Here is a 23024-nt window from a genome sequence, read left to right as displayed (position 1 = left end):
GATGGAATCCGAGACTAGAGATAATTGATCAGGCTCAACTGCTTGAGCTGGGCCGTGAGAGAATAGGATGTTTGAATCTGGGTCATGAGTTGATCGACCCGGACTTTCGCCTCCGCGGGGTCGACGGCCTCCAGCTTGCCGATGCGCTCCTCGAAGATCGACTTCTGCAGTTCCATTCTCTCGTTGGCGCTCTCAGCTTTCGCATGCGCCGTTCCGACGCTTGCCTGCACGTCGATGATGCCGCTGACGGCCGTGGACAGGATCTGGGTTGCCTTTGCGATCACCACGTTCCGTGTTGCTGGGCTGAGCGACTCGATGCCGAGATCGTAGATCATCGTGTAGGCCATCGCGATCTGCCGAAGGGGCGCCGTATTCGCGTTCGTCGATGTCTCGACCTTTTCCGTGGGCGAGATCAGGCTCTGGATGTTCTGATCCGACGCATTCGAGAATGCAGTCCAGTCCGGCCCTTCGAAAATCTGCTTGAAGGGACCGTCCAGAAAGGCCTCCATGTCGGCAGGGGAGATCCCGGAGACGAGCGGGTCGTTCTGCGGGAAGCCGAAGCCCCCGGCTCCCGCCGGCGCTGTGAATGCGCCTGCAACCAGATCCTTGAGCGAAGCCGGGACTCCGTTTGCATAGCCGTTGGCGGGTGCGGTCGTCGTGTTGATTCCGCCGAAAACGAACCGCCCGTCGATGGACGTGTTGAGGTCTCCGGCTAGGCCGCTCAGATAGGCTCCCGCCTGACTCTTGATGGTGTCGACGGGAGGGTTCATGGGCAAGCCCGCCAAGGCATCCCTGAACTTGGTCGCATTCTCGCGGATGCTGTCCAGGGCGGCCGTCGTCGTCTTCAGGCGTTGGATGACCGAGCTGTTGCTGTCGGCCAGCGTGTCGATTTCCGCTCTCTGCTGGCGCAGGGAGAGCGACTCCCCGACCTTGTGTCCGAGAGCAAGCCCGATATCCGCGTACCGTCCCGTCGTCAGCTCCGTATTGGCTTTCGTCAGGCCGCTCTGCAGCTTGTCGAGAGTCGACTTGGATGAATTCCAAAGCGACATGGTCGAGACGAAGGTCGTTCTCATGGCTTAGCCTACAACGTTGAGAAGAGTCTTGAGCATCTGGTCGATGACCGACAGCAGTTTTGCCGATGCGGCGTAGGATTTCTCCAGCTGCAGCATCAGGGCCGTCTCGTCGTCCATGTTGACGTCGGTCGCATTCGACAGGGCTTCCGAGGCATGGGCGAGAAGTGTCGTCTGGTAATCGACGCTCTGGCTGGCGCTCTGGCGTGTGGCCTCCAGCCAGCCCCCCGTCAGGGACGCGAATCCCTGCAGGGACGCGCTGGGCCCGAAGCCGAAGGCGGGATCGAAAGGTCGATCCGCGGCCATTCCATCCACCAGAGCGTAGAGGCGCCCCGAGAAGGCCGCGTTGGCGCTTCCGCTCGGATTGTAGTTGTAGTCAGTGCCGTTGATCCCGCCGTCGCGGATCGCATCGAACGTGCCGCCCTTCGTCGGGTCGATGGCGTCGCTGACGCGGATCAGCCCAGCCAACCCCGCAGAGGCCGGCATGGTGGGAATGCCTGCGGCTCCCGCGAAGGTGAAGATTCCCGGCATGTCGGGCTTTCCGGCCCCGCTCTGGTCGCTTTCGGCGAAGGCCTGGATCACCCCCCGGGCGAGCTCGTCGAGCTGCTTCTGGTAGGTGACGGCGACGTCGTCGCGCACCTGCGCCAGCCCGACGAGATTGCCGGAGTTCAAGGGCATCAGAGCCCCGGGACCCGTCACGCGGATCCCATCGATGAAGACGTCTCCCCCCGCGGTGGCGGGTCCGAACGTCGTGGTGGGGCTGAAGGTCACGGGCCGCGCCGTCCGCTCGAACAGCGGCACGCCGCTGTCCGTGTACAGGGCAATGTCGTTGCCCGCGCGCGGCACGACCGTGATGCCGATCTCCTCGGACAGCTGCGCGATGAGATTGTCACGCGTGTCCATGGCATCGCTGACATCGGCCCCGAGGGCGGAACCGCTCATGACCTGCTGGTTTGCCTTCTCGAACTTCTGCAGAAGATCGTTGATGCGGTCGACCGAGCCGGCCATCCCCTTGTCGGCTTCGAGACGAACGGACTGGATCGCCGCAGTCGCCCGGTTCAAAGTATCCGCGACGTCGTTCGCGGCTTTCACGAAGGCCCGTGCGAAGGTCGGATTATCGGGCGCATTGGCATATTGCTTCAAGGCGCTGTCCAGCGCGCCGATTCGGGCTGCGGCGGATTGATCGAGCTCCGTGTCGCCGATGGTCTGACTGAGCTTCTGCAACCCGTCGAGCAGCGCCTTCTGCGTTGCCGTTGCGGAGGTCGTTTCCAGCATCTTCGTCAGGAGCGCCTGATCGCTGGCCCGGAGGACCGTGACGCGGGCGTACCCACCAGTGGTGCTGAGGACGCCGATCTTGCGCGAATAGCTCGGATCGGAGGCCCCGGATGTGTTGCGCGACACGACCGCCATCTGCGATTGCGACGCCTGCAACGAGGAACGCGCCGTATTATAGGCTACTGACAGAGACATGGATCATTGATCCTTGAGCAGAAGGGGAGCGCGTTACCGCTTCAGGTTCATCAGAACGTCGAGCAGCTCGGATCCCGTCTGGAAGACCTTCGAGTTCGCCGTATAGCTGGTCTGAGCCTCGATCATCGCCGTCAGCTCGGTGCCGATATCGACGTTCGATCCTTCCAAAGCGCCGGACGCGATGGACCCGAAGCCGGACATTTCCGGGAAGCCGACCTGGTAGCCGCCGGACTGGGCCGTCGTCTCGTAGACGTTGCCGGCACGGGGGCTCAGATTGTCCGGGCTCGAGACATTGGCGAGCGGGATCCGATAAGCGCCGACGCGGGTGCCGTCCTCATAAACCGCGTAGACCGTACCGTCCGAAGCAAACTCGACGTCTTTGACAGCGGACGGCGCATTGCCGTTCGCCTGACCGGTGACGTTGTACTCGCCGGCCAGCTGGGTCATGCCCGACATGTCGAGGTCGAAGGGCTCGCCGCCGGGAATGCCGAAGCTCAGGACGGCAGGACCGGTGATCTGACCATCGGCGTTGAAGGTCAGGTTCATCGAAGTCGTGCCGGTCAGGGGAGATGCCGGGTCGGAGCCGTTGGCGACCGTGATGCTCCATTCGGTCGGGCTGATCTTCGACAAAGAGATGTCGATCTTGATCGGGTTGCCGACCTTGTCATAAACCTGAAGCGAGGATTGCTTCGTGACCGCGGGAGGCACGGCAACGTCGGCGCCGTCGGGCAGATTGCCCTTGAAGGTTCCCTTCGTGGAGCCGCTGGCCTGCATGGCGAACGAGGACATGTTGACAGGCACGACGCCATCGAGGCTGTTCAGGGAGGGATTAACGGCTCCCTCTCCCAGCTTGTATCCCATGAGGGTGAAGCCGTAGGCGTTCACGAGATTGCCTGTCCGGCCGTCCTTGACGAAGTTGCCGGCGCGGGTCAGGTAGGGAGATCCGCCCGGATCGGTCACGACGAAGAAGCCGTTGCCAGAAATCGCGAGATCCGAAGGAGATGTCGTGTAGGCGATCGGCCCCTGCTCGGCGATCGTGTAGCGAACGCGGCTCGTGACGGAGCCGGAATTGTAGTTTCCTTCGCTCGACGGCAGGATCAGAGACGAGAACTCGGTCGAGGCGCGCTTGTATCCAGTGGTGCTCGAGTTCTGGATGTTCTCAGCGACGGTACCCAACTTGTTCGACTGGGCGTTCATTCCGGAAACGCCACTACGAAGAACGCCATAAAGACTCATCTGAAGCTCCTACGGTTTCAAACTGGACCTAACACCATGACGCTTGTGCGAAGCTGTGTTCCATTCCAGGGATGGTGATGCGAAACGTGATCGACTCTATTGCTTGAGGGCTTGGGCCAGATCCATGAAGGCGTCACGGCTGGCAGGCATGGACGGATCCTGCCGAAGCGCCTCGTAGATCTTCGGGACGATCACGACAGCTTGGTCCAACTCCTGATCGTTGCCCGGGTGATAGCCGCCCATCAGCCTGAGATCGCGCGTATCCTCGAACCGCGCGATCATTCCCCGGAGGCGGCGCACCAGCTCCTTCTGGTCCGGCGACCAGACGTGATCGGCCAGGCGCGAGATCGATCCGAGAACGTTGATGGCCGGATATCGCCCCTGGTCGGCGATTGCGCGATCCAGGACGATATGACCGTCGAGCGTTCCGCGAATGTTGTCGGCGACAGGGTCGTTATGATCGTCGCCGTCGATGAGAACGGAGAAGATGCCTGTGATGGAGCCCTTCCCCTCGGCCCCGGGCCCTGCCCTCTCCAGAAGGCGGGGCAAGTCGCTGAAGACGCTGGGCGTGTAGCCACGGGCCACGGCTGGCTCCCCGGCCGCCAGGGCCACATCGCGGGCCGCATGGGCATAACGCGTCACCGAATCCACGATGAGCAGGACCGAATCCCCGCAATCGCGGAAGTACTCCGCGATGGAAACCGCGGTGCGCGGCGCCTGGCGCCGCATCATCGGACTCTCGTCTCCGGTCGACACCACCATGACCGACTTGTGAAGGTTCGCGTGGATGGGGCCTTCCAGGAACTCCCGTACCTCGCGACCGCGCTCTCCCACGAGGGCGACGACGATCGTGTCGAAGCCTTCGCATTTGGCCAGCATGGTCAGAAGCGTGGACTTTCCGACGCCCGAGCCCGCGAAGATGCCGATGCGCTGCCCTTGGCAGATCGGCGTGAACAGGTCGATGGCCTTGACGCCCGTTTTCAGGGGCATCGTGACCCTTGCCCGCGTCATGGCGGACGGCGGCTCGGCGTCGTTCCGGACCGAATCGTGGCCCGGGATGAGCGGCCCGCGATCATCCAGCGGTTCGCCGAGCGCGTTGATGACCCGCCCGCGCCACGTCTGATCCGGCCTGAGGCCCGTGTCGCTCACGATAAAGACGGCCGTTCCGATCCCGGCTTCGATGCGTCCGTTGAAGGGTTTTACCGTGACGCCACCGTCATCGATTCGGACGACCTCTCCGGTCTGCGTCCTTCCATCGGAGGAGAAGCCCACGCGGTCCCCGAGCTTCACGAATTGCGACAGGCCCGCAACACGGTAATAGCCGGGATTCACTTCGCGAATGGTGCCGCTGATCTGAATCTTTCGTCGTCCGGCCGTTTCGGCCAGAACGAACTCTTCAAGCCTTTGGAGTGCGTTCATCACGGCCGTCAGGTGCTGGGACCAAGGGACCGGATGGCATCCATGAAGGTCGACTCACTCTCTTGGATCGTCGTCGCGGCGCTGTCGAAGTTCCGTTGAACCGCGATCATCTTCGTCATCTCCAGCACGGGATTGACGTTAGAACCTTCGCTGAAGCCCTGTTGAACGCCATTGGAGTTGAAGTCCTGAACGACCTCGCCCGGAATGCTCGACGTGACGCCGGAATTTCCGAAGCGGCTGAGCCGGCTGTCATTGCGCAAATTGAAGAGACCGATCGCTCCGACCTGGTTGGTTCCCTGCGTGATCGTTCCATCGTGACCGATGGTCGGGGCGCCTCCCATCGGATCGAGGGCGATGGGGGAGCCGCCGGCATCCAGAACCCGGTAGCCCTCGACGGTCAGGAGATCGCCGTTCTCGTTCATCTTGAAGCGCCCGTCCCGGGTATAGACAGCGCCATTGGGGCCGCTGAACGCGAACCAGGCCTCGCCCTGGATGGCGACATCGAGCGGATTGTCGGTCTTCACGACGGGACCAGTCCGCCGGGACACGTAGTTATGTCCGGAAGACGCAAAGGACACGTTTTCCTTGGCCGCAAGCGAGAGGATCTCCTCGAACTTCACCTCGTCGGCCCGGAAGCCACCCGTATTCATATTTGCAACGTTGTTCGCAATCGTATTGAGGCGCTTTTCCATGGCCACCTGGGCCGAAAGTGCGACATAGAGCGAGGATTGCATCGAGGAGCTCCGGCCTTTTCTCTCATGAGGGCGAACGCTTGGCGACCTTCATGGCGCGGCTTCCGTCTGCCGCATGAACCTAGCCTGAGGATTAGCCGGACAGCCTTGCACGAGGCTTGCCCCTCCGTTTCCAGCTTCGCGCAAGCCTCCGGGATTAAGACATCGTCAGCAGGTTGGACTTTCGCAAAAGGGACCACAACGTTGGGCGTTTTGATCGGATTGGCAGTCGCCATTGGCTCGCTCGTGAGCGGCTATGTCGCCATGGGCGGTCACTTGGCTGTGATATGGCAGCCTTGGGAATACGTGATCATCTGCGGCATCGCGATCGGCACGTTCATCATCGCAAACCCCATGCCGCTGGTGAAGGACACCGGCCGGGCCGCCCGCGAGGCGATCACCGGGACCGTTCCGAAGAGAGACCATTACCTCTCGATCCTGGGCCTACTCTACGCTCTCATGCGGGAACTCAAGAACAAGCCGCGCAATGAGGTGGAAGGGCATATCGACCAGCCGGAAGAGTCGGACATCTTCAAGGCGTTCCCGAGCGTGCTGAAGGACAAGGACCTCACCCTTTTCATCTGCGACTATGCGCGCCTGATCATCATCGGCAATGCTCGTCCCCATGAAATCGAAGCGCTCATGGAAGAAGAAATCGCGACCCTCAAGCGCGACCGCACGAAACCCTATTACTCCATCAACACCGTGTCCGAAGCGCTCCCCGCCCTCGGCATCGTCGCGGCCGTACTCGGCATCGTGAAGGCTCTCGGCGCCATCGATCAATCGCCGACCATCCTGGGCGGCCTCATTGCCTCGGCGCTCGTCGGAACCTTCGGCGGCATTTTCATCTCTTACGCATTCCTGTCGCCGCTTGCGAACAAGGTGAAGGCTACGCGGGAGAAGCAGACCCGCGTCTACGTCATCGTCAAGCAGGCGCTCATCGCCTACATGAACGGCGCCCTTCCCCAGATTGCCGTGGAGCATGGCCGCAAGGGCATCTCCGTGGATTATCGCCCGACCATCGACGAAGTCGAAGCCGCCACGACCACGGGCGGACGCGCAGAAGACCTGAAAGAGGCCGCGTGATGATGAGCGGATCACAAAGCGCCACCGACATCCGCGACATGCTGCTGGACGCGGCGGGTCTTTCCCTCGACCGCCTGCCGATGCTCCATGTGATCTTCGACCGCATGTCGACGAGCTGCGCCGAGCATCTGCGTCACATGGCGGCCTCGCCCATGTACTACTCGCTGAGCGGGCTCGAGAGCGGGCGCATCACCGAGATCCTGGAGATGTACGAGGCCAACGCGGTTGCGGGCATTTTCCACGCTCCGGAATGGGACAGCCATATCCTGATCGGTTTCGACCGTGACTTCATCTACACGATGGTGGAGGTTCTCTTCGGGTCCGACGGCTCGGAGCCGCCGGTCGAGGAAGCGCGGGGCTTCTCGAACATCGAGCTCAAGATGGCGCAAACCCTCTTCGAGCAGGTCGCAAAGGCCCTGCAGGCCTCGTTCTCGCCGATCGTCGACACGAAGTTCAAGCTCGAGCGCATCGAAACCCGCATGGACTTCGCGGTCATCGGGCGGCGGAACAATCAGGCCGTCGCGGCGAAATTCCTACTCCAGGCGCTCAATCGCGGCGGAGAAATGTTCGTCATCATCCCGCAATCGGTCCTCAATCCGATGCGCAAGGCCCTCTCCCAGGTGGTTACCGGCGAATCGTCGGGCCGCGATCCACGCTGGATGAAGCAGATCGCCACCGAGGTGAAGAAGACCGAGGTGACGCTCAAGGCCGTTCTCGAGGAGCGCTTCCTTTCGCTCGGCGAGATCGCCGACCTGAAGATCGGCGACGTCATCGAGCTGCAGGCGACGCCACGCAGCCGCGTCAAGCTCGAAAGCAATCAGCAGGGCCTCTTCTGGTGCCATATCGGCCAGTCGGAGGGCTCCTACGTTCTCAAAGTCGATGAACTCATCGATCAGGAAAAAGAGTTTCTCGATGACGTCCTCCCTCGCTAACACCATTCTCTTCCTTGCCCTCGTGACGACCAGCGTCATGGTCGCAGTGATGTACCGGAAGCTTCGCAAGCTCGACCGCTATCACGCTGAGTATCAGCAGATCTTCGACAAGACCGGATCTGCCCTTCTGGCCGCCCAGAACGCCGTGACGAGCTTCGGCACCGAGGGCAAGGAGACACTCGTCCTTCTCGGCCAGCGCATCGAAGAAGCGAAGGCCGTTTCCGAGCGTCTCGAAGCTCTTCTTCGAGACGCTCGCCAGCAATCGCAGCCGCGCACCGGCACCATCAACTCATAAGGTCCGCTCTCATGACGAATCCATTCGATCCCAAGCAAGACAAAGCCGTATGGCAGCAGGAAAACGCCTTCGACGGCGCGGGCCTGAACGACGACAAGCTGGGGAGCGGGAGAAACCTCGACTCGATCCTGCGCATTCCCGTCACGATCCAGGTCGTTCTCGGTTCCGCGACCATGCCTGTCGCCAACCTGATGAAGCTCGGACGCGGCGCGATCGTGCCCCTCGATCACAGGGTCGGAGAGCCGGTCGACGTGGTCGTGAACGGACGCATCATCGCCCGCGGCGAGGTCGTGGTCGTCGAAGACGACAACTCCCGTTTCGGCATTTCGCTGACCGAAATCGTCGGTCCGCCCACCAACGATCTTAACGGCTAAATCGGCTTTTCGGCATGGTCGCTCACGTTCCCATGAAGGCGAATGGCACGAAGGTCCTCAAAGGGCCCGAGCGTGTCGCAACCCTCCTTTTCGCCATGGGGAAACCTGCCGCGAGCAGGATCCTCAAGCATTTCAGCGAAGAGGAGATTCGTCTCGTCACGAAATCCGCTGCGCAGCTCGGGCCCGTTTCCCCGACGCAGATCGAGCAGCTCGTCGAGGAGTTTGCCTCGAACTTCTCCGACGGCGCGGACCTGATCGGAGGCGCCGCCCATATCGAGAAGCTTCTGACCGGAATCCTGAGCCCGGAGCAGATCTCAAGCATAATGAGCGAGGTCGTGGGCAATGCGAACCGGAGCATCTGGGAACGCATCTCGACCGTCAGCGAAGGCGCGATCGCATCCTATCTCATGAAGGAGCATCCGCAGACGGCTGCCCTCATCCTGTCGAAGGTCAAGCCTTCCTGCGCCGCGAAGGTGATGACGCAGCTGCCGCAGCCGCTGCGGAACAACCTCATGCGCCGCATGCTGAGCATGAAGCCCATCGTCGACGAGACGATGAAGAACATCGAGAAGACCTTACACGACGACTTCATGGCGAACTTCTCGAAGAATGCGGGCTCCGACACTCACGCGAAGATCGCCGACATCATCAACAAGATGGAGCGCGATCACATGGAGGACGTGCTGACGAACCTCTCGTCCGTTCGCCCGAAATCGGCCGAGATTCTCAGAGGCCTGCTCTTCACCTTCGACGATATCGTGAAGCTCACACCGAAGGACCGCACGACCCTCTTCGACCAAGTCCCTCCGGATCGCGTCGTCCTGGCCCTGAAGGGCACCAACGACGATTTCCGCAAGGTGGTCCTGTCGGCCCTCTCCTCGCGCGTCCGTCGCATGATCGAGCACGAGCTCAACAGCAAGGAGCCGTCGGCTCATCGCGACATCGCCGAGGCCAGACGCACCATCACGGATCTCGCGCTGGAGATGGCGGGTCGGGGAGAGATCGTCATCAATTCGGAGAACGAGGAAGAAGCGTACTTCTAGTGCATCGTGCGCAACGGAACGAAGCCTGCCCCAGATGCGTAATCCGCTCTCGGGTCCGATGCTCTAGCAGCCGAACCTCGGATCATGTCTGACACCGACGACAAGGACAGCAAAACAGAAGCGCCTTCCGACAAGAAGGTCCGGGACGCCATCGAGAAGGGGAATATTCCCTTCTCGAGAGAAGCACCCATGTTTGCGTCCATCGTGGGCATCCTGATCGTCCTGGCCTTCGCCGCACGCGGCACCACCAAGACCCTGACGGAAAAGCTCTCGCTCTTCGTCAACCGCCCTCAGGACTTCCGGCTCGATTCCGGCTCGGACGCCATCGCGCTGATCCACGCCGTCGCTCTCGAAGCCGGCCAGTTCCTGATTCCGACGATCATCATTCTGGCGGCTTGCAGCCTTGCGGCATCGATCCTGCAGAATGTGCCGTCCCTGGTCACGGAGCGGATCAGGCCGCAATGGAACAGAATTTCACCCGTGAGCGGTTGGAACCGGATTTTCGGTCGTCAGGGCTTAGTGGAATTTTCGAAGTCATTATTCAAGTTCGCGACAATGACGCTCGTCAGCATCCTGCTTCTCAAGTCGGAGCAATACAAGGTTCTGAATGCCATGTTCACCGATCCTTCCCTCCTTCCGGAGTTGATGCTGACCATGGCCATGCGGCTTGTCTCCGCCATCGCGATCGCGACGATCGTCCTTGTGGCGGCGGACCTGCTCTGGGCCCGGTTCAAGTGGCACAGCGACCTAAAGATGACGAAGCAGGAGGTCAAGGAAGAGTACAAGCAGATGGAGGGCGATCCCATGGTCAAGGCGCGGATGCGCTCCCTGGCCCAGGATCGAAGCCGCAAGCGCATGCTCGCCGCCGTGCCCAAGGCGACCTTCGTGATCGCCAACCCGACCCATTTCGCGATCGCCATGCGCTACGAGCGCAGCGAGGCCAGCGCTCCGATCGTCGTCGCCAAGGGCAAGGATCTCATCGCGCTGAAGATCCGCGAGATCGCCGAAAAGAACGGCGTGCCCGTGATCGAGGACAAGCCTCTCGCAAGGTCCATGTATGATCATGTCGAAGTCGACCGGATGATTCCTCCCGACTTCTACAAAGCAGTCGCCCAGATCCTGTTCTACATCCTCACGAGGTCTAAATGAGAAGCCTTCGCGCCGTCGAAGCCGCTGCTCCGTTGAGAGAGCATTGGGATATTCAAGCGTTCGAGGAGGTCCTGGCCTGCAACATCAAGGATGTCATCGCCGATTTCTGTCTCACGGATCCTGAGATCATCCGCTTCTATGCCGACAATCAGCTGCATGGAAACATGGACGAGATGGTGAACTCTTCGGCCGAGCTCTATTTCAAGGGTCGGACATTGTCATACGGGTATGTCGCCCAAGTCGGCTCTGGCCGGGAGGATGCCTCCAGCATCGCCCTCGACATGGAATTCAATCACGATTCCGTGACAGTCTTCTTCCAACTCATTTTCAGCAGCTGTTACATCGGCGTCAAAATCAGCGAAGTTCTGCTGGAAGCGGCTCTCCGCAAGGTGGATTTCAATCCATCGCTCTTTGGAAGGATTCTCTCATCCGCCCGCTTGCGGCCTCTCCCGGCCCGATTCAAATCGCCGTATTGCCCCGCCGGCTCCATGCGCCATTGAGCATCAGAGAAGGTCTTCCGATGCTGCGCAACTGTTTCAATGCGGCGAGCCTGTTGACGCTGACGGCCGCAATCGCGGCTTGCAGCTCGACCGACCCTTCATACAGTCAGGGACCTTGGGCCCAGGGATATGCCCGTAGAGCTTATCCGGAATACGCCTCTCCCTGGGGGCGCCGGCTTCCCGAACCGCCCGGCTTCGTGATCGTTGAACCCGCGGTTCCTTCCGTGGAAATCGTTGAAACTCCCGGCATACGTCCTGAGAGGCGGCGCGAAGTCCGCTTCGAAGCCGATATGGGTTCTCTTCCCCCGTCGCAAGACAGGACGGTCGCGGCTCCTCTTGAGCCGGTACCCCTCGCGGCACCTTATCCGCCTACGCCGAACCCGCCGCCGCTCGCAACGCCTCCGGTCTACACGGAACTCCAGTCGAACCCTCCAGGAGTATTCACCCCGTCTCAGCGTGCAACCTCGTATGCAGGAACCTGGAATGTCAGTGTCGGGGCAACCTCCTGCAAGGTTCAGCTCACCAGCGTGCCTTCCCTCGACCTCTACAAAGCCTCGACGCAGGGCTGCAAGGATGAGGCCGTCCGCAGCGTGAATGGATGGAGTTTTCGCGAGAACCAGGTCATCCTCTTCTCGCGCGGAACCGTGGTTGGCCGGTTGTCAGGCGCGGAAGCAGCCCTTTCCGGAACGCTGAGCGGCTCCGGCTCCGAAATCAGAATGTCGCGCTAACAGACGGATCGCCCGGATGGCAGTGTCAGCCGTCCGAGGCGGTCTGCCCGCTGCCCAAGCCTGGCGCGTCGGCGCAGAACGTCTTGGCTCCCGGCGTCCACTGGCCGAAGCCGGTTGCAACCATATTGGCGATCACGCGGCAGACATATCGTTTCTGGGCAGGATCGTTGTTCGGGCCAGCATGATAACGCGCGACGGCCATCGTCCAAGTGTCGTGGCGCGTCTTGAGCTCTCTGAGAAAGCGGGCCGCATATTCCACGTTCGTGCGCGGATCAAGCATGCTCGCCAGGGACGGGAAGTTCTCACGATGATAGAGGTGGTTGATCTGCATGCAGCCGAGATCGATGAGTTTCGCACCGCTGCGGCTCGCCTCCTCGAAACGCTGCATCGCTTCCGCCGCGCTGTTCGAGAACACGGCTTTTCCTTCGACGTTCATGGCGTAGGGCTGCAGGCTGCCGCGCCGCCCCGTCTCGGTGAGGCCGACCGAGTAGAGCATGCCGATCGGCACGCCGTATTTCGACGACGCGCGCATCATCTCTCTTTCACACATGCCGGACGGCGACTGGGCAAAAGCCGGAGCAACCATCCAGGCGCTAGAGATAGATCCCGCCAGAGCGGCTGCCGCCAGAAGCCAAACCTTCGCTCCCATCCGGATGGACGTCCCGTCCGCTGGTGCCATAACGGTCTCCCTGATGGCGTGAGGAGTTGCCCTGCCCCGCGGCAGCGCCCTGATCGAAGGACTGATTTCCCGTGCTTCCCTGTTGCGGACGGTGGAACGATGAACGGTCATGGGAGGCAGATTCGGCTGATTGGATGTTGATCACGTCCGGACGATAGCCGGACACGCGCAGAAGACTGGACAGCTTGTCGGCGTCGTTTCGCAGAAGCTCAGCCGTTTCCTCGTGCTGAGCCTGGATTTCCATCTCGATGCTGTCGCCGGAAAGGCGCATTCGGATCGTCACGAGGCCTAGTTCCGCCGGCTTCAGTTGAAGATCGAGGACCCTGAGGACCCCGGCTGAGGCTCTTGCCGTGGCGACCCGGTTCAGGCCGTCGTGCTGGAAGGCGGGATGTTGAGGCTCGGATATCCCTTTGGCATCCTCGACGATGGACCTTGCAAGGTGCTGAAGCGTGGAGGACGGGAGAGAAGCAGCTTCGCTCTTAGCCCCATTGATCGGTGCCTGCTTCTGGACGTCCAAGCGATCCATCATGCGATCCGAGGCTGTGCTCCTGACGGCTCCGCGCTCATCGTCGGTCACAGCAACCTCTGCATCGGCAGCCGCCCCGGCTACTGCCTGGAGCGTCTCATCGGTGCTGTCGGGCTGTAAGCCCTTCACGCCACCGCTCCTCAGCTTCTCCTGGAGCGGGTTCACCGGCATCTGCCCGATTTCCTCACTTGGAAGGGGCAGTCCCGAATCCGTCGGAGCGCCGGTCAATCCTTCAATGATGGGCTTGAAATGGGCTTCCTGGTTTTGAACCGATACGGCGAGCTTCGATCCAAGGCCCGCATTCGTCGGGCTCAGGTCCTCCAAGTCCGGTTGCATCATGGCCAAGGAGGGCGACGCGAAGGATGTTCCGGAACGCCCTGCATCGGCATGGCCTCCGTTGCCGGTTCGCGCCAGGATGCGAGGAAGGAGATTCTCGATGATCGCGAAGGCGGAATTTCCAGCTTCAACAGCCGAGCCATCGTCGGCATCCTCGCGCGACGACACCTCGGGCAGAAGATCCTGCAACGGATCGGCATCGACCTCTCCCGCTATCGAGATCACCTTGTCCCCTTCAGGGCCCAGCAGAGTCGGACCGAGCTGGGATGGCCCTAAGCCTTCTCTTGGCTGCCTTCCGGAGAATCCATCCAGGAGCGAACCGAAATCGGACGCGGCCACTTGTCCATCGCCCTGATTGTCCGTGCTCGAAGACGGGTTGCGCGACTGAGCGTCCGCAAGCCTCGGCATTGTCTGTGACAGAAGGTCTAATCGGCTCATCGGCTTGCTAACGCCTAGTTCTTGATCAACTTGTCGACGCGCCTCAGAGCGTCACGTGCTTTGGATAGGGCCTGAAGCTGTTCCAGCCCTTGCGCAGGGGCGGAAGCGCTCACGGGTGCCTCTGCGGCGACTTTCGTCACCTCCGGTTTCGCCGGAGTAGCCACGCGGGATTGAACGTCGGGAACTCTGCGAATCTGGTCCGCCATCGCGAGTGCGGAGTCCAGCAGGCTCACGTCGCTCGCCGTCAGATTCGACCTGTCGATGCTGCGCAACTCGTTGACGGCGCCGTCGATGGATTGCGGCGACGTGATCAGCGACGCCGCCCGATAGAGCTTGGCCCTTGCCCTGCTCTCCTGATCCGTCCCGGCGAGCTCCCGGGCCTTGTCGGCCAGCATCTGGGCCGATTTGGTGAAGCCCTGCTCGATCGACGAGCGCGACGCGAGGAGATACAGATCGCGTCGCGCCTCGGGTTCAAGCTCGGACATCATCGCAACGAACCCGTCGAAGCGCGACGCCTCTTTCCCGAAATCGATCCGCGTCAGCGCGGAAGCCAAACGCTGTCGGAAGTTGCCGGCATAGATCGAGTGGCGGTATCGTCGCAGGTAATCGGTCGCGAGCGATTGGAACTTCTCCATCTTGCCGGTCTGGCTGGCAATGAAGACCTGCCTGCGCAGAGCTGCCTCTTCCAGGAGGGTCCCCGGCGCCTGAAGCCGGACGAAATCCAGCAACTCATCGGATTTCGCCGCGTCCTTACGCACGATGAGCGCCGACTGGGCCAAGGCCAGCTGCGCACCCAGCATGGGAGGAAGGGAGCGGGGATCCACGGATGCAAGCACGCTCTGGGCCGCATCCTCCCTGCCCTCGACATAGGCGAGCGCACCTTCGACCAGAGGACGATCGCTCTCCGCAATCACGGAGGCACCCAGTCCCAGGAGCTTCCTCAGGATGGAGGGATTTCCGCCGCTGAGGACGAACGATATGGCCGCTTGCACATTCTTGCCTGACTGCCAGGTCTCGGGTTCCAGGTTCATGAACCTGTCATCCAGAATGCCCAACAGGCCGCGCTGCGCGACGTGAGCCTCCGTCGAGCCGACGGCGATCTGGTCCTGCATCAGGTGCAACGTTCTCACCAGTTGCACCGGACTGGGGACGCCGACGGCCTCGACCTTCTGCTCTGCAGGAACCTCCGACGGCCCGGTGTTCTCGGCCATGGCCGCGCCTGCGCCGAGACACACCGACATCGCAATTAGAGGGAATGAGCGACTTATCATCGTGATCACTCCTGCAGAAGGATCTCGACCCGGCGGTTCTGATCCGCATTCGGATCGCTCGGGATCTTCGGATCCCGATCCGCATGTCCCTCGACCCGCACGATCCGGCCCTCGTTCAGCCCACCACGGACGAGCATGTACAGAGCCATCTGGGCTCGCGCCTGAGACAGCCGCCAATTATCGTAATTGGCCGATTTGAAGGGCCGGGCATCCGTATGGCCCCGGATGACGATCTTCCCCGGACGCGACTGCAGGATCTTCGCGATCTCGGCCATGGCTCGCACGACCTTCGCATGGGGCTCCGCCGAGCCCACGGCAAACATGGTGAAGTCGAAATCATCCGTCAGGCTGATCAACGTTCCCGCTCCGGTCCGGCGAACGTCGATGCGCGGCTGTGGCGATGTATCCTTGGCCGGCTGAACGGCTTTCATGATGTCCCGCTTGAGCTCCGCCGCCTTCAGGTCGACTGCATTTGCCGCGCTCGGATCGTTGCTCGCAGGCTGCGCCACCGCATCGGGCGGAGTTCCGTTCGATACAGGCGCAGACGCGGGAGCCTTCGTATCCGGGTTACCTGCGGCTGGAGATTTCTGACTCAGAGCGGCGACAACGTCCATGATCGCCTTCGAAGGAGCAGGCGCTGCCGTTCCTGGCTTCGGGGCCGGATCCATCTTCAGCTTGTCGACTGGCGCGACCTGCCAGTACAGAGGGTCGAACGGGTCCCTGAACGCCTCGCCCGCCTTGAGGCCAGGCACCTCCGTGTCGCCCGGCGTCGCGTCGGCGCCGAGCGTGTCATAGGGGGTTACATCGGCCTCCTCGGCGATCCGGGCCAGCACGGCGTAAGGATCCTGGAAGAGAGCTCCCTCCTTGAAGCGCGGCTTGCGCAGCTGGTGGGACTTTCCGCCGGTTCCCTCGCCGCTCCCCTTCTGCTTTCCGTCCTTGGTGTTGTCCGTCTCGTTGTCGGGCGGCACGTCCTGCGGGTCGTCGAGTCCCTTCTTGTTCGGGGTCGATTCCGCGAGCTGGACCGGATTGAAATAATTGGCGACGCCGCTGCGGGTTTTCTCATCGGTCATACCGATGAGCCACATCACGAGGAAGAACGCCATCATAGCCGTCATGAAGTCCGCATGCGCGATCTTCCATGCGCCACCCTTGACGACATCCTCGCCATCGTCGTTCCGACGGACGATGACGATCTCCTGCTTACTTGAATTCGGCATCGATCATCAGCCTTCCAACGCCTGGAACAGTCGGGCCGACCAGGCATTCAATTGCGTTTGAGCCAGCGTATCTTGTGCCTTCACGCTCACTTCGACATGCTCGCCGGGCGTAAACTCGATCATATTCCTGGAGGGTCCGAGACTGCCCTGCAAAGCCATGAGCAGATCCTCCGGACCGGAAACATTCAAAAGACGTGCGTTGCTGCCGGACAGCAATGTCGCAAGCACCTCCTTGAATTCGGCGAGCGCCTGCTGCCGAAAAGCCTCCGCCACAAAAGGCCTGAGGATGTTGGCGACCTTCGCCGAGAGATCGGCTTCGAGACGATCGAGCGTGGCGGCAATCTGAGATGAGAGTTGCAGAGCCTGCTGCTCGACCCAGATCGCACGCTTCTCGTTCATGTCCTCCAGGTAGCGGGCCCTCTCTGCCGCTATGGCGTCTTCGAGTTCTCGGCGCGCCGCCTCCCGTTCCTCGGTCCTGACTCGTGCCTCGACCGACGTAACGATCTCCGCGTGGCGGTCGACCGCGGGCGGCGGGGGCGACTCCGGGGTCGGCTCAGGCGCGACCTTGATAGTGCGCAGCAGGCTGATCCCGGATGGTGCTCCAGCGGGCGGACTCGAGAAATCCGCCAGGAGGCTGGCAAGAGTCCCGGCCATCACGCGGCCTCCCGCCCGAGCCATTGCTTCAGAACGGCAGCGGCCTGCTCCTCACTCAACTCGATGATCTGCTCGAGCTTGCGCTGCGGCGTCCTCGGCATCTCTATCAGGTTCTGCTCGTCAAGCTCGGACGCCACCTGCAGGGCAGTCTCCCTGCTGGATTCGAGAGCCTCTTCGGCCTCCGCTGCCGCCAGAGCTGCCGCCTGCTCGCGCTGGAGTTCGAGCTCAGCCTGATGGCGAGCCATGAGCATCCGGACGGCCGGACGCAAGCCGAACCAGATCATCATGGCGCACAGGGCGAGGATCGTCAGCGCGTTCACGACCGTTCCGAACTGGCGCATGAGGATTTCCGTCAAAGACGGCCCCTGAACCGGCTGAAGCATTCCGCCGTCGTCGACGAAGCTGACGGCCGCCACCTTGATCTGATCGCCGCGGTCCTTGCTGAAGCCTGCGGCCGAAGAGACGAGCTGCTCGATCTCGGCGACCTTGGCGTCCATCTCGGCCGAAGTCACATTCTCACCGAGAAGAGACGTGATGCGAGACCTGTTCACCAGGACAGCGACGGACAGGTTCTTGATCTGGTAGCCGTCACTGATCGTCTGAACGGTCTTCGACGAGATCTCGTAGTTCGTCAGCTCTTCACGCCGCTGGTTGTCTTCGCTCGCGCTGTCGCCCGATTCGCTCCGGACATTCTCGTCCGGCAGGTTCTGCTGAACCGTGGTGGGCTTCTGGCCGCTCTTGTTCTGCGAGACCTCGGTCTCCCTGATCGTCCGGGTCGAACGCTCGACTTTCGATTCGGGATTGAAGATCGTCTCGTTGGTACTGACCTTGTCCGTGCTCAGTCGGGCTGCCACGCTGACTTCGAAATTGCCGGTTCCGAGATAAGGCGCGAGCGTGCGGCGCACATTGTCCTGAATCTCGAGGCCGACCGTCTTCTCGAGGCGCGCCATCTTGCCCGTCGAGGCGTTGGCGGCATCGTCGCCCGACATCAGGAGCGTCCCGTCCGTGTTCATGACGGTGACCTTGTCGACAGCCATGCCGGGAATGGCGGCCGCGACGAGATGCCGGATGGCCTGTGCGGACGACGCATCGTCAGAGGGCACCGTGCGAATGACCACGGAGGCCGAGGGCGGCTGCTGGTCGCGGCGGAACGAGCCGCGATCCGGCAGGACGATGTGGACGCGTGCCGCCTTGATGCCCTTCATGCCCTGGATCGTCCGAGCCAGCTCGCCTTCGAGCGCTCGAACCTTGGTGACTTCCTGCATGAAGGACGTGAGGCCCAGCGAGCCGAGATCGTTGAAGAGCTCGTAGCCGGATTTCGTGCTGTGAGGCAGCCCTTTCTCGGCCAGCAGCATACGGGCCTGAGCGGTGTTGCCGTAGCTGACGAGGAGGGCAGTTCCGTCGGTGCTCACATCGAAGGGAATGCCTGCATCCTTCAGGACGGCTCCCATCCGCCCGACATCCTCGCGGTCGAGCCCTGTATAGAGCATCTCCTGAGCCGGCCGGCTGAGGTAATAGGTGCCGATGCCGACGGACAGGAAAACGGCAAGACCGATCGCGGCCAAGGCAGCCAGGCGGCGGGCGCCAAGCTGCATCAAACTACTCCACAATCTTTCAGCGTGCTGACGACCAGGCATAGAGAATCTCGGTACTGGTAAGAGGTGTCGAGATCACTTGTGCGTCGTCAACCTTGTGCGAAGGTTGCTGCCCCTTTGCCTGAAGTCTTCTTTCCTGACTTGCAGGGCATGGCGGCGCTCAGAAATACGATCGTACCAGGCCGCTCACGAGGATGTTCCACCCATCGATCAGGACGAAGAATAGGATTTTGAATGGAAGAGCCAGAACGGTCGGTGGCATCATCATCATGCCCATGGACATCACCAGAGTGGCCACGATCATGTCGATGACGAGGAAAGGCAGGGCGATCAGGAACCCGATCTCGAACCCTCGCCTCAATTCCGAGATCATGAAGGCCGGGATCAGGATCCGGAGGTCGATCTTCTCGCCCTCGCTGGGCCGGGGATAATTGACGGCCGCCAGATCGGTGAACATCTGGAGATCCTTGGGTCGCACATGGGTCATCATGAATTCGCGGAAGGGCTCCGTCGTTCGGGTAAACGCCTCCGCCTCGGAAATCTGGTTTTCCGTCAGAGGCCTGACCCCGTCGTTCCAGGCCCGGTCGAAGGTCGGCCCCATGACGAAGAAGGTCATGAACAGAGACAGGCTGATGAGGAACAGATTGGCGGGCGTACTCTGAAGCCCCAACCCCGAACGCAGGAAGGAGAAAGCCACGACGAACCGGGTGAAACTGGTCACCATGATCAGCAGACCCGGCGCCAGGGACAGCACGGTCAGAAGAACGACGAGCTGAATGATCCGCCCGCTGACTGCGCCGTCGCCGGCGGGGATAAGCGATTCGAGACCGGCGATCTGCGCGTGGGCGCTCGTTGCCGTCAGAAGGAATGCACCAGTGAATATGAAACGAAAGGGCATCGGTCACTATGTCTTTCAAGAATATGTAAGGCATCCGCATAAACGACCTGCGAATGCAGCAGAAGCTTCGTCCTATTGTACAACCAGGGTTTCAAGCACCAGCTCTTGGATGGTGCCCTTCGAGCGCAGTCTTGCACGCTCGTTGAGATCCTCACGCAAATGAAGGAGCCCGCTCGGCCCCTGGATCTGCGCCAGCGATACGGTGCGCATATAGGACAGGATATCCTGCCTCGTCTCCGATGCCAGTACGTCCGGATGCTGCTCCTCGCCGGGCTTGTAAACGATGGAAGCTTCTAGCCTGACCCAATCGCTTTGCGAGCCTGCCAGATTGGTCACGACGGCCGCGAGCTGCTTGATCGCGATAGCACCCTTGTAAGGGCTGGCGACCTCGGTCTTCTGTGGCAGCGCCTTGTACTTCTCCTCGACCTGACGCTCGATCCCCGAGACCATGACCAGGCCGAACCCGCCTCCGATGGCGGCGGACAGAAGGGTCAGAAGCCCGAGCGTCAGGAGCCACCGGAGCGATCCTTCTTTGCTCTGCGTGCCGCCGTCGGGCGCAGGAAGTGCTAGAGCCTTGGCCATTCTTCTCTCGTCCTGGTGATCTGCCTAGAAAGGCGCCACGGCATCGTAGATCTGTTGTCCGTAGGCCGGCTGCTGGACCTCCATCAGGCGTCCGCGCCCCCCATAGGATACTCGAGCCTCGGCAATCTTGTCGTAGCTGATCGTGTTCTTCGGCGAGATGTCCCTCGGCCGCACGATCCCGGCGATGTTCAGGATGCGGAGCTCGTAGTTCACACGCACCTCCTGCGATCCGCTGATGACGACGTTTCCGTTCGGCAGCACCTCATTGACCACGGCAGCCACGGAAAGGCGCAGCTTCTCCGACCGGTCGATGGTTCCCTGCCCGGCCGAGGACGACGACGAGTTGACGCCGTAATCTCCGGTTCCGTTCGCGTTCCATCCCTTGAAGGCGAAAGCATAATCCAGGCCCGCTCCGATCGATGACTTCCTCGATCGGTCGCTTGCGTTGTCGAACTGGGCCTTGTCGTCGATCTGGATATTGACGGTGACGATATCGCCGACCTGCCGGGCCCGCGGGCTCGTGAAGAGGTCGGCGCTGGCATTGCTCCAGGTGGAATTCGCCGCCGTGGGGCCATTGGCTTTGAAGAGATGAGGAAGCGGCTCGCGATCGACGAGGACGCCCGCCCCGACAGGGGTCATGACCGGTTCACGCCCGATCTCCTCCGGCCGGGTCGCGCAAGCGCCGAGGAAGCACAGGCCGGCAATCAGAATAAGGTGTTTCAATTCTGCCTCACGGTATTCTTGTCCCGCTTAGGGGCATCGGTGATGACATTCGCCAGCTGCGCGGCGCGGGCCGGCTCCATCTCGTTCAGCACGGCACTGGCCACGCGGGGATTCAGCCTGGCGATAACGGCCGCAGCGATCTCTTCATCCATATTGGTGAGCTGCAATGCCGCAGCATCCGGGCGCATGCGCGAATAGATCAGGACGATGGTCTCGTCGGCCTTCGCCAGCACCTCGTTCCGACGGCGCAGCCAATCCTCATATTCCGCGCGTTTGGCCTCGAGGACCTTGATTCGGCCCTCGATCTCCTTCTCCATGTCGGCGAGTGCCTGCTTCTGGAGTGCGAAACGCGTGTCCGAGGCTGCATCCGCGATGCTGGCGCAATATTGGCTGTTCTTGGCATCAGCCTTGGCTTCCTGCGCCACGACACCGTGATGGGCTGCTGTCCCGAGGAGAAGTCCGGCGGCAATGGCCATCGGCTTGAGGCTTGTGACGATCTTCGATTCGGTCATTGGATCACCAGCTCCGCTTGAAGTGCCCCGGCCGTTTTCACGGCTTGGAGAATGGCGATGACATCGGAGGGCTTGAGACCCATCTGGTTGAGCCCCTTGACGAGAGTCTGGAGGTCGGCTCCGCGGACAATGGCGAGCGGGACCCTCTCCTCGGCGGCCGTGATTTGGGTGCGTGGCACGACGACGGTCTGCCCCATGGAGAACGGATCGGGCTGAGACACCTCAGGAGTTTCCGTCACGCGGATCGTCAAAGCCCCATGGGTGATCGCCACCGTTGAGATCTGGACGTTCTTTCCGATCACGACCGTTCCCGTCCGTTGATCCACGACGATCCGGGCCGGCGTATCCGGCCTGATCTCGAGGTCGCCCAGTTCGGCTATGAAGCGGGTCGCCGCCACATTCTTCGGCTTCTGCAGGAGAACCGTGCGGAAGTCGCGCGGCGACGCGACGCGAACGCCGTAACGCTGCTGGGTATAGAGGTTGATCGCATCGGTGATCAGCGTCGCGGTCTTGTAATCGGGGTTCTTGAGCTCGAAGGCCAACGGGCCCATGGCATTGAAACCGCCCTGAACCTCCCGCTCGATCAAGGCGCCGTTCGGAATTCGTCCCGCGGTCGCGACGCCCGAGGTCAGGGTCTCGGCCTGCCCCTGGGCGGAGAATCCTGAAACGGCAATGGCGCCTTGTGCAACGGCATAAACCTGTCCATCGCCACCTTGCAGGGCGGTGAGCATCAGGGTGCCGCCCTTCAAAGAGGTGGCGTCACCCATGGACGTGACCGTCACGTCGATGCGCGAGCCGGACCCGACGAAGGCAGGGAGATCCGCCGTGACGATCACGGCCGCCACATTGCGGGTGCGCAGGTTGATGTCGCGGACATTGACCCCCATCCGATCGAGCATCGATTGGAGGGACTGCTCGGTAAACTGGGAATTGCGAAGCGTGTCACCGGTTCCCTGGAGGCCCATGACCAAGCCGTACCCGATCAACTGGTTGTCGCGCACCCCTTGAACGGCGGCCACATCCTTGATGCGGGTCGCCGCCTGGCTCTGAAGCGAGACGAGTACGGTGAGGAGGAAAAGGATCGCGCGGAGCATCATCAGAATCCGATCCGAACCCGCCCGTCGGGCTGAACCCGGCCGGTAATGATGCGGCCGCTGTCGACGTTCTTGACCTGGATCGTTTCGCCCAGAGTACCCGACTGAAGCGGGATACCGATCCCCATGATCGACAGCCCACCCTCTTCAAACACGATCTGAGTCTGCGTACCACGCGTCACGAGCTTCGGATCGTCCACGGCATTCATCGGAATCGGCTCGCCTGGCAGAAGCGTCCGGCGAGCCATCTTGCCGGCGAGAACCCGCGGGGACTCGATGACGGCGGTCCGATAGCGGTAGTTCTCCGGGAACACGCGATCCTTGAGCATCGACTCGTTGATCGTGTCGCCCGGATAAATGGTCACCGAGGGAACCGGGAGAATGCGCTCTTCAGCCATGGCAGCCTGGGAGGCCGCCAGCGTCATGACGCTCGCCGCAAGAGCAATATGGACGAGATGCTTCATGA

Annotated in this window: 25 protein-coding genes; 8 read left to right on the top strand and 17 right to left on the bottom strand. The window is 61.7% G+C overall.

Going from position 1 to position 23024, the window contains the following annotated elements:
- Positions 1-14: 14 nt before the first annotated feature.
- The 5 genes from U0023_RS11160 to flgF all read right to left on the bottom strand — a co-directional run bounded on the left by U0023_RS11160 (position 15) and on the right by flgF (position 5929).
- Complete coding sequence (locus tag U0023_RS11160; RefSeq protein ID WP_009493092.1) at positions 15-1073, bottom strand: flagellar hook-associated family protein; 1059 nt, start codon at positions 1071-1073, stop codon at positions 15-17.
- A gap of 3 nt (positions 1074-1076) precedes the next feature.
- Positions 1077-2540, bottom strand: a complete 1464-nt coding sequence (gene flgK / locus U0023_RS11155) for a flagellar hook-associated protein FlgK (RefSeq protein ID WP_009493093.1) — start codon at positions 2538-2540, stop codon at positions 1077-1079.
- 33 nt (positions 2541-2573) lie between these two features.
- On the bottom strand, positions 2574-3776 hold the full coding sequence (locus U0023_RS11150) for a flagellar hook protein FlgE (RefSeq protein WP_009493094.1): 1203 nt from the start codon (positions 3774-3776) through the stop codon (positions 2574-2576).
- Positions 3777-3872: 96 nt separating this feature from the next.
- Positions 3873-5195, bottom strand: a complete 1323-nt coding sequence (gene fliI / locus U0023_RS11145; RefSeq protein ID WP_009493095.1) for a flagellar protein export ATPase FliI — start codon at positions 5193-5195, stop codon at positions 3873-3875.
- Between the two features lie 8 nt (positions 5196-5203).
- Positions 5204-5929 (bottom strand): flagellar basal-body rod protein FlgF, encoded by a 726-nt coding sequence (gene flgF, locus U0023_RS11140; RefSeq protein ID WP_009493096.1) that lies wholly within the window; start codon positions 5927-5929, stop codon positions 5204-5206.
- 201 nt (positions 5930-6130) lie between these two features.
- On the opposite strand from flgF, the gene motA reads away from it, so the two are divergent.
- The 8 genes from motA to U0023_RS11100 all read left to right on the top strand — a co-directional run bounded on the left by motA (position 6131) and on the right by U0023_RS11100 (position 12033).
- Positions 6131-7012, top strand: a complete 882-nt coding sequence (gene motA, locus U0023_RS11135; protein ID WP_009493097.1) for a flagellar motor stator protein MotA — start codon at positions 6131-6133, stop codon at positions 7010-7012.
- Entirely contained in the window at positions 7012-7944 is a 933-nt protein-coding gene (locus U0023_RS11130) for a flagellar motor switch protein FliM (RefSeq protein WP_009493098.1), read from the top strand. Before motA ends, U0023_RS11130 begins: the two co-directional genes overlap by 1 nt.
- On the top strand, positions 7925-8239 hold the full coding sequence (locus tag U0023_RS11125) for a hypothetical protein (protein WP_009493099.1): 315 nt from the start codon (positions 7925-7927) through the stop codon (positions 8237-8239). Before U0023_RS11130 ends, U0023_RS11125 begins: the two co-directional genes overlap by 20 nt.
- Positions 8240-8250: 11 nt before the next feature.
- Complete coding sequence (gene fliN, locus U0023_RS11120; protein WP_009493100.1) at positions 8251-8613, top strand: flagellar motor switch protein FliN; 363 nt, start codon at positions 8251-8253, stop codon at positions 8611-8613.
- 14 nt (positions 8614-8627) lie between these two features.
- On the top strand, positions 8628-9656 hold the full coding sequence (locus U0023_RS11115; RefSeq protein ID WP_154661250.1) for a flagellar motor switch protein FliG: 1029 nt from the start codon (positions 8628-8630) through the stop codon (positions 9654-9656).
- An 84-nt stretch (positions 9657-9740) separates the two neighbouring features.
- Positions 9741-10805, top strand: coding sequence for a flagellar biosynthesis protein FlhB (flhB, locus tag U0023_RS11110; RefSeq protein WP_009493102.1), 1065 nt, complete (start codon positions 9741-9743; stop codon positions 10803-10805).
- Positions 10802-11305: a hypothetical protein gene (locus U0023_RS11105; protein ID WP_009493103.1), complete on the top strand. Its 504-nt coding sequence runs from the start codon at positions 10802-10804 to the stop codon at positions 11303-11305. Before flhB ends, U0023_RS11105 begins: the two co-directional genes overlap by 4 nt.
- A gap of 20 nt (positions 11306-11325) precedes the next feature.
- The gene (locus U0023_RS11100) at positions 11326-12033 is read left to right on the top strand and encodes an AprI/Inh family metalloprotease inhibitor (protein ID WP_009493104.1); all 708 of its coding nucleotides are present in this window, start codon (positions 11326-11328) and stop codon (positions 12031-12033) included.
- Between the two features lie 25 nt (positions 12034-12058).
- On the opposite strand, the gene U0023_RS11095 is transcribed toward U0023_RS11100, so the two are convergent.
- From U0023_RS11095 to flgA, 12 genes are all read right to left on the bottom strand, one after another.
- A complete protein-coding gene (locus U0023_RS11095; protein WP_083861496.1) occupies positions 12059-12682 on the bottom strand; it encodes a transglycosylase SLT domain-containing protein in 624 nt (207 codons plus the stop codon).
- Positions 12627-13799 carry a flagellar hook-length control protein FliK gene (gene fliK, locus U0023_RS11090; RefSeq protein ID WP_195904240.1) on the bottom strand — a complete coding sequence of 391 codons (1173 nt, stop codon included), beginning with the start codon at positions 13797-13799 and terminating at the stop codon, positions 12627-12629. Before fliK ends, U0023_RS11095 begins: the two co-directional genes overlap by 56 nt.
- A gap of 227 nt (positions 13800-14026) precedes the next feature.
- On the bottom strand, positions 14027-15223 hold the full coding sequence (locus U0023_RS11085) for a hypothetical protein (protein ID WP_052600715.1): 1197 nt from the start codon (positions 15221-15223) through the stop codon (positions 14027-14029).
- Positions 15224-15288: 65 nt separating this feature from the next.
- On the bottom strand, positions 15289-16500 hold the full coding sequence (locus U0023_RS11080; RefSeq protein WP_009493108.1) for a MotB family protein: 1212 nt from the start codon (positions 16498-16500) through the stop codon (positions 15289-15291).
- Between the two features lie 6 nt (positions 16501-16506).
- A complete protein-coding gene (locus U0023_RS11075; RefSeq protein ID WP_322883783.1) occupies positions 16507-16899 on the bottom strand; it encodes a hypothetical protein in 393 nt (130 codons plus the stop codon).
- 254 nt (positions 16900-17153) lie between these two features.
- Positions 17154-18791: a flagellar basal-body MS-ring/collar protein FliF gene (fliF, locus tag U0023_RS11070; RefSeq protein ID WP_040639264.1), complete on the bottom strand. Its 1638-nt coding sequence runs from the start codon at positions 18789-18791 to the stop codon at positions 17154-17156.
- A gap of 118 nt (positions 18792-18909) precedes the next feature.
- Positions 18910-19647 (bottom strand): flagellar type III secretion system pore protein FliP, encoded by a 738-nt coding sequence (gene fliP, locus U0023_RS11065; protein ID WP_009493111.1) that lies wholly within the window; start codon positions 19645-19647, stop codon positions 18910-18912.
- Positions 19648-19719: 72 nt separating this feature from the next.
- Positions 19720-20229: a flagellar basal body-associated FliL family protein gene (locus U0023_RS11060; RefSeq protein WP_009493112.1), complete on the bottom strand. Its 510-nt coding sequence runs from the start codon at positions 20227-20229 to the stop codon at positions 19720-19722.
- A 24-nt stretch (positions 20230-20253) separates the two neighbouring features.
- Positions 20254-20952, bottom strand: coding sequence for a flagellar basal body L-ring protein FlgH (gene flgH / locus U0023_RS11055; protein ID WP_009493113.1), 699 nt, complete (start codon positions 20950-20952; stop codon positions 20254-20256).
- Positions 20949-21464 carry a MotE family protein gene (locus U0023_RS11050; RefSeq protein WP_009493114.1) on the bottom strand — a complete coding sequence of 172 codons (516 nt, stop codon included), beginning with the start codon at positions 21462-21464 and terminating at the stop codon, positions 20949-20951. Before U0023_RS11050 ends, flgH begins: the two co-directional genes overlap by 4 nt.
- Complete coding sequence (gene flgI / locus U0023_RS11045) at positions 21461-22561, bottom strand: flagellar basal body P-ring protein FlgI (RefSeq protein WP_009493115.1); 1101 nt, start codon at positions 22559-22561, stop codon at positions 21461-21463. The genes U0023_RS11050 and flgI overlap by 4 nt, the downstream gene beginning before the upstream one ends.
- Positions 22561-23022, bottom strand: coding sequence for a flagellar basal body P-ring formation chaperone FlgA (gene flgA, locus U0023_RS11040; protein ID WP_009493116.1), 462 nt, complete (start codon positions 23020-23022; stop codon positions 22561-22563). Before flgA ends, flgI begins: the two co-directional genes overlap by 1 nt.
- Positions 23023-23024 lie beyond the last annotated feature (2 nt).

The organism is Microvirga lotononidis, from assembly GCF_034627025.1.
GTDB classification, from domain to species: domain Bacteria; phylum Pseudomonadota; class Alphaproteobacteria; order Rhizobiales; family Beijerinckiaceae; genus Microvirga; species Microvirga lotononidis.
The sequence above is the reverse complement of the archived record's forward strand: the minus strand, read 5'-3'. Positions and strand labels throughout refer to the sequence as shown.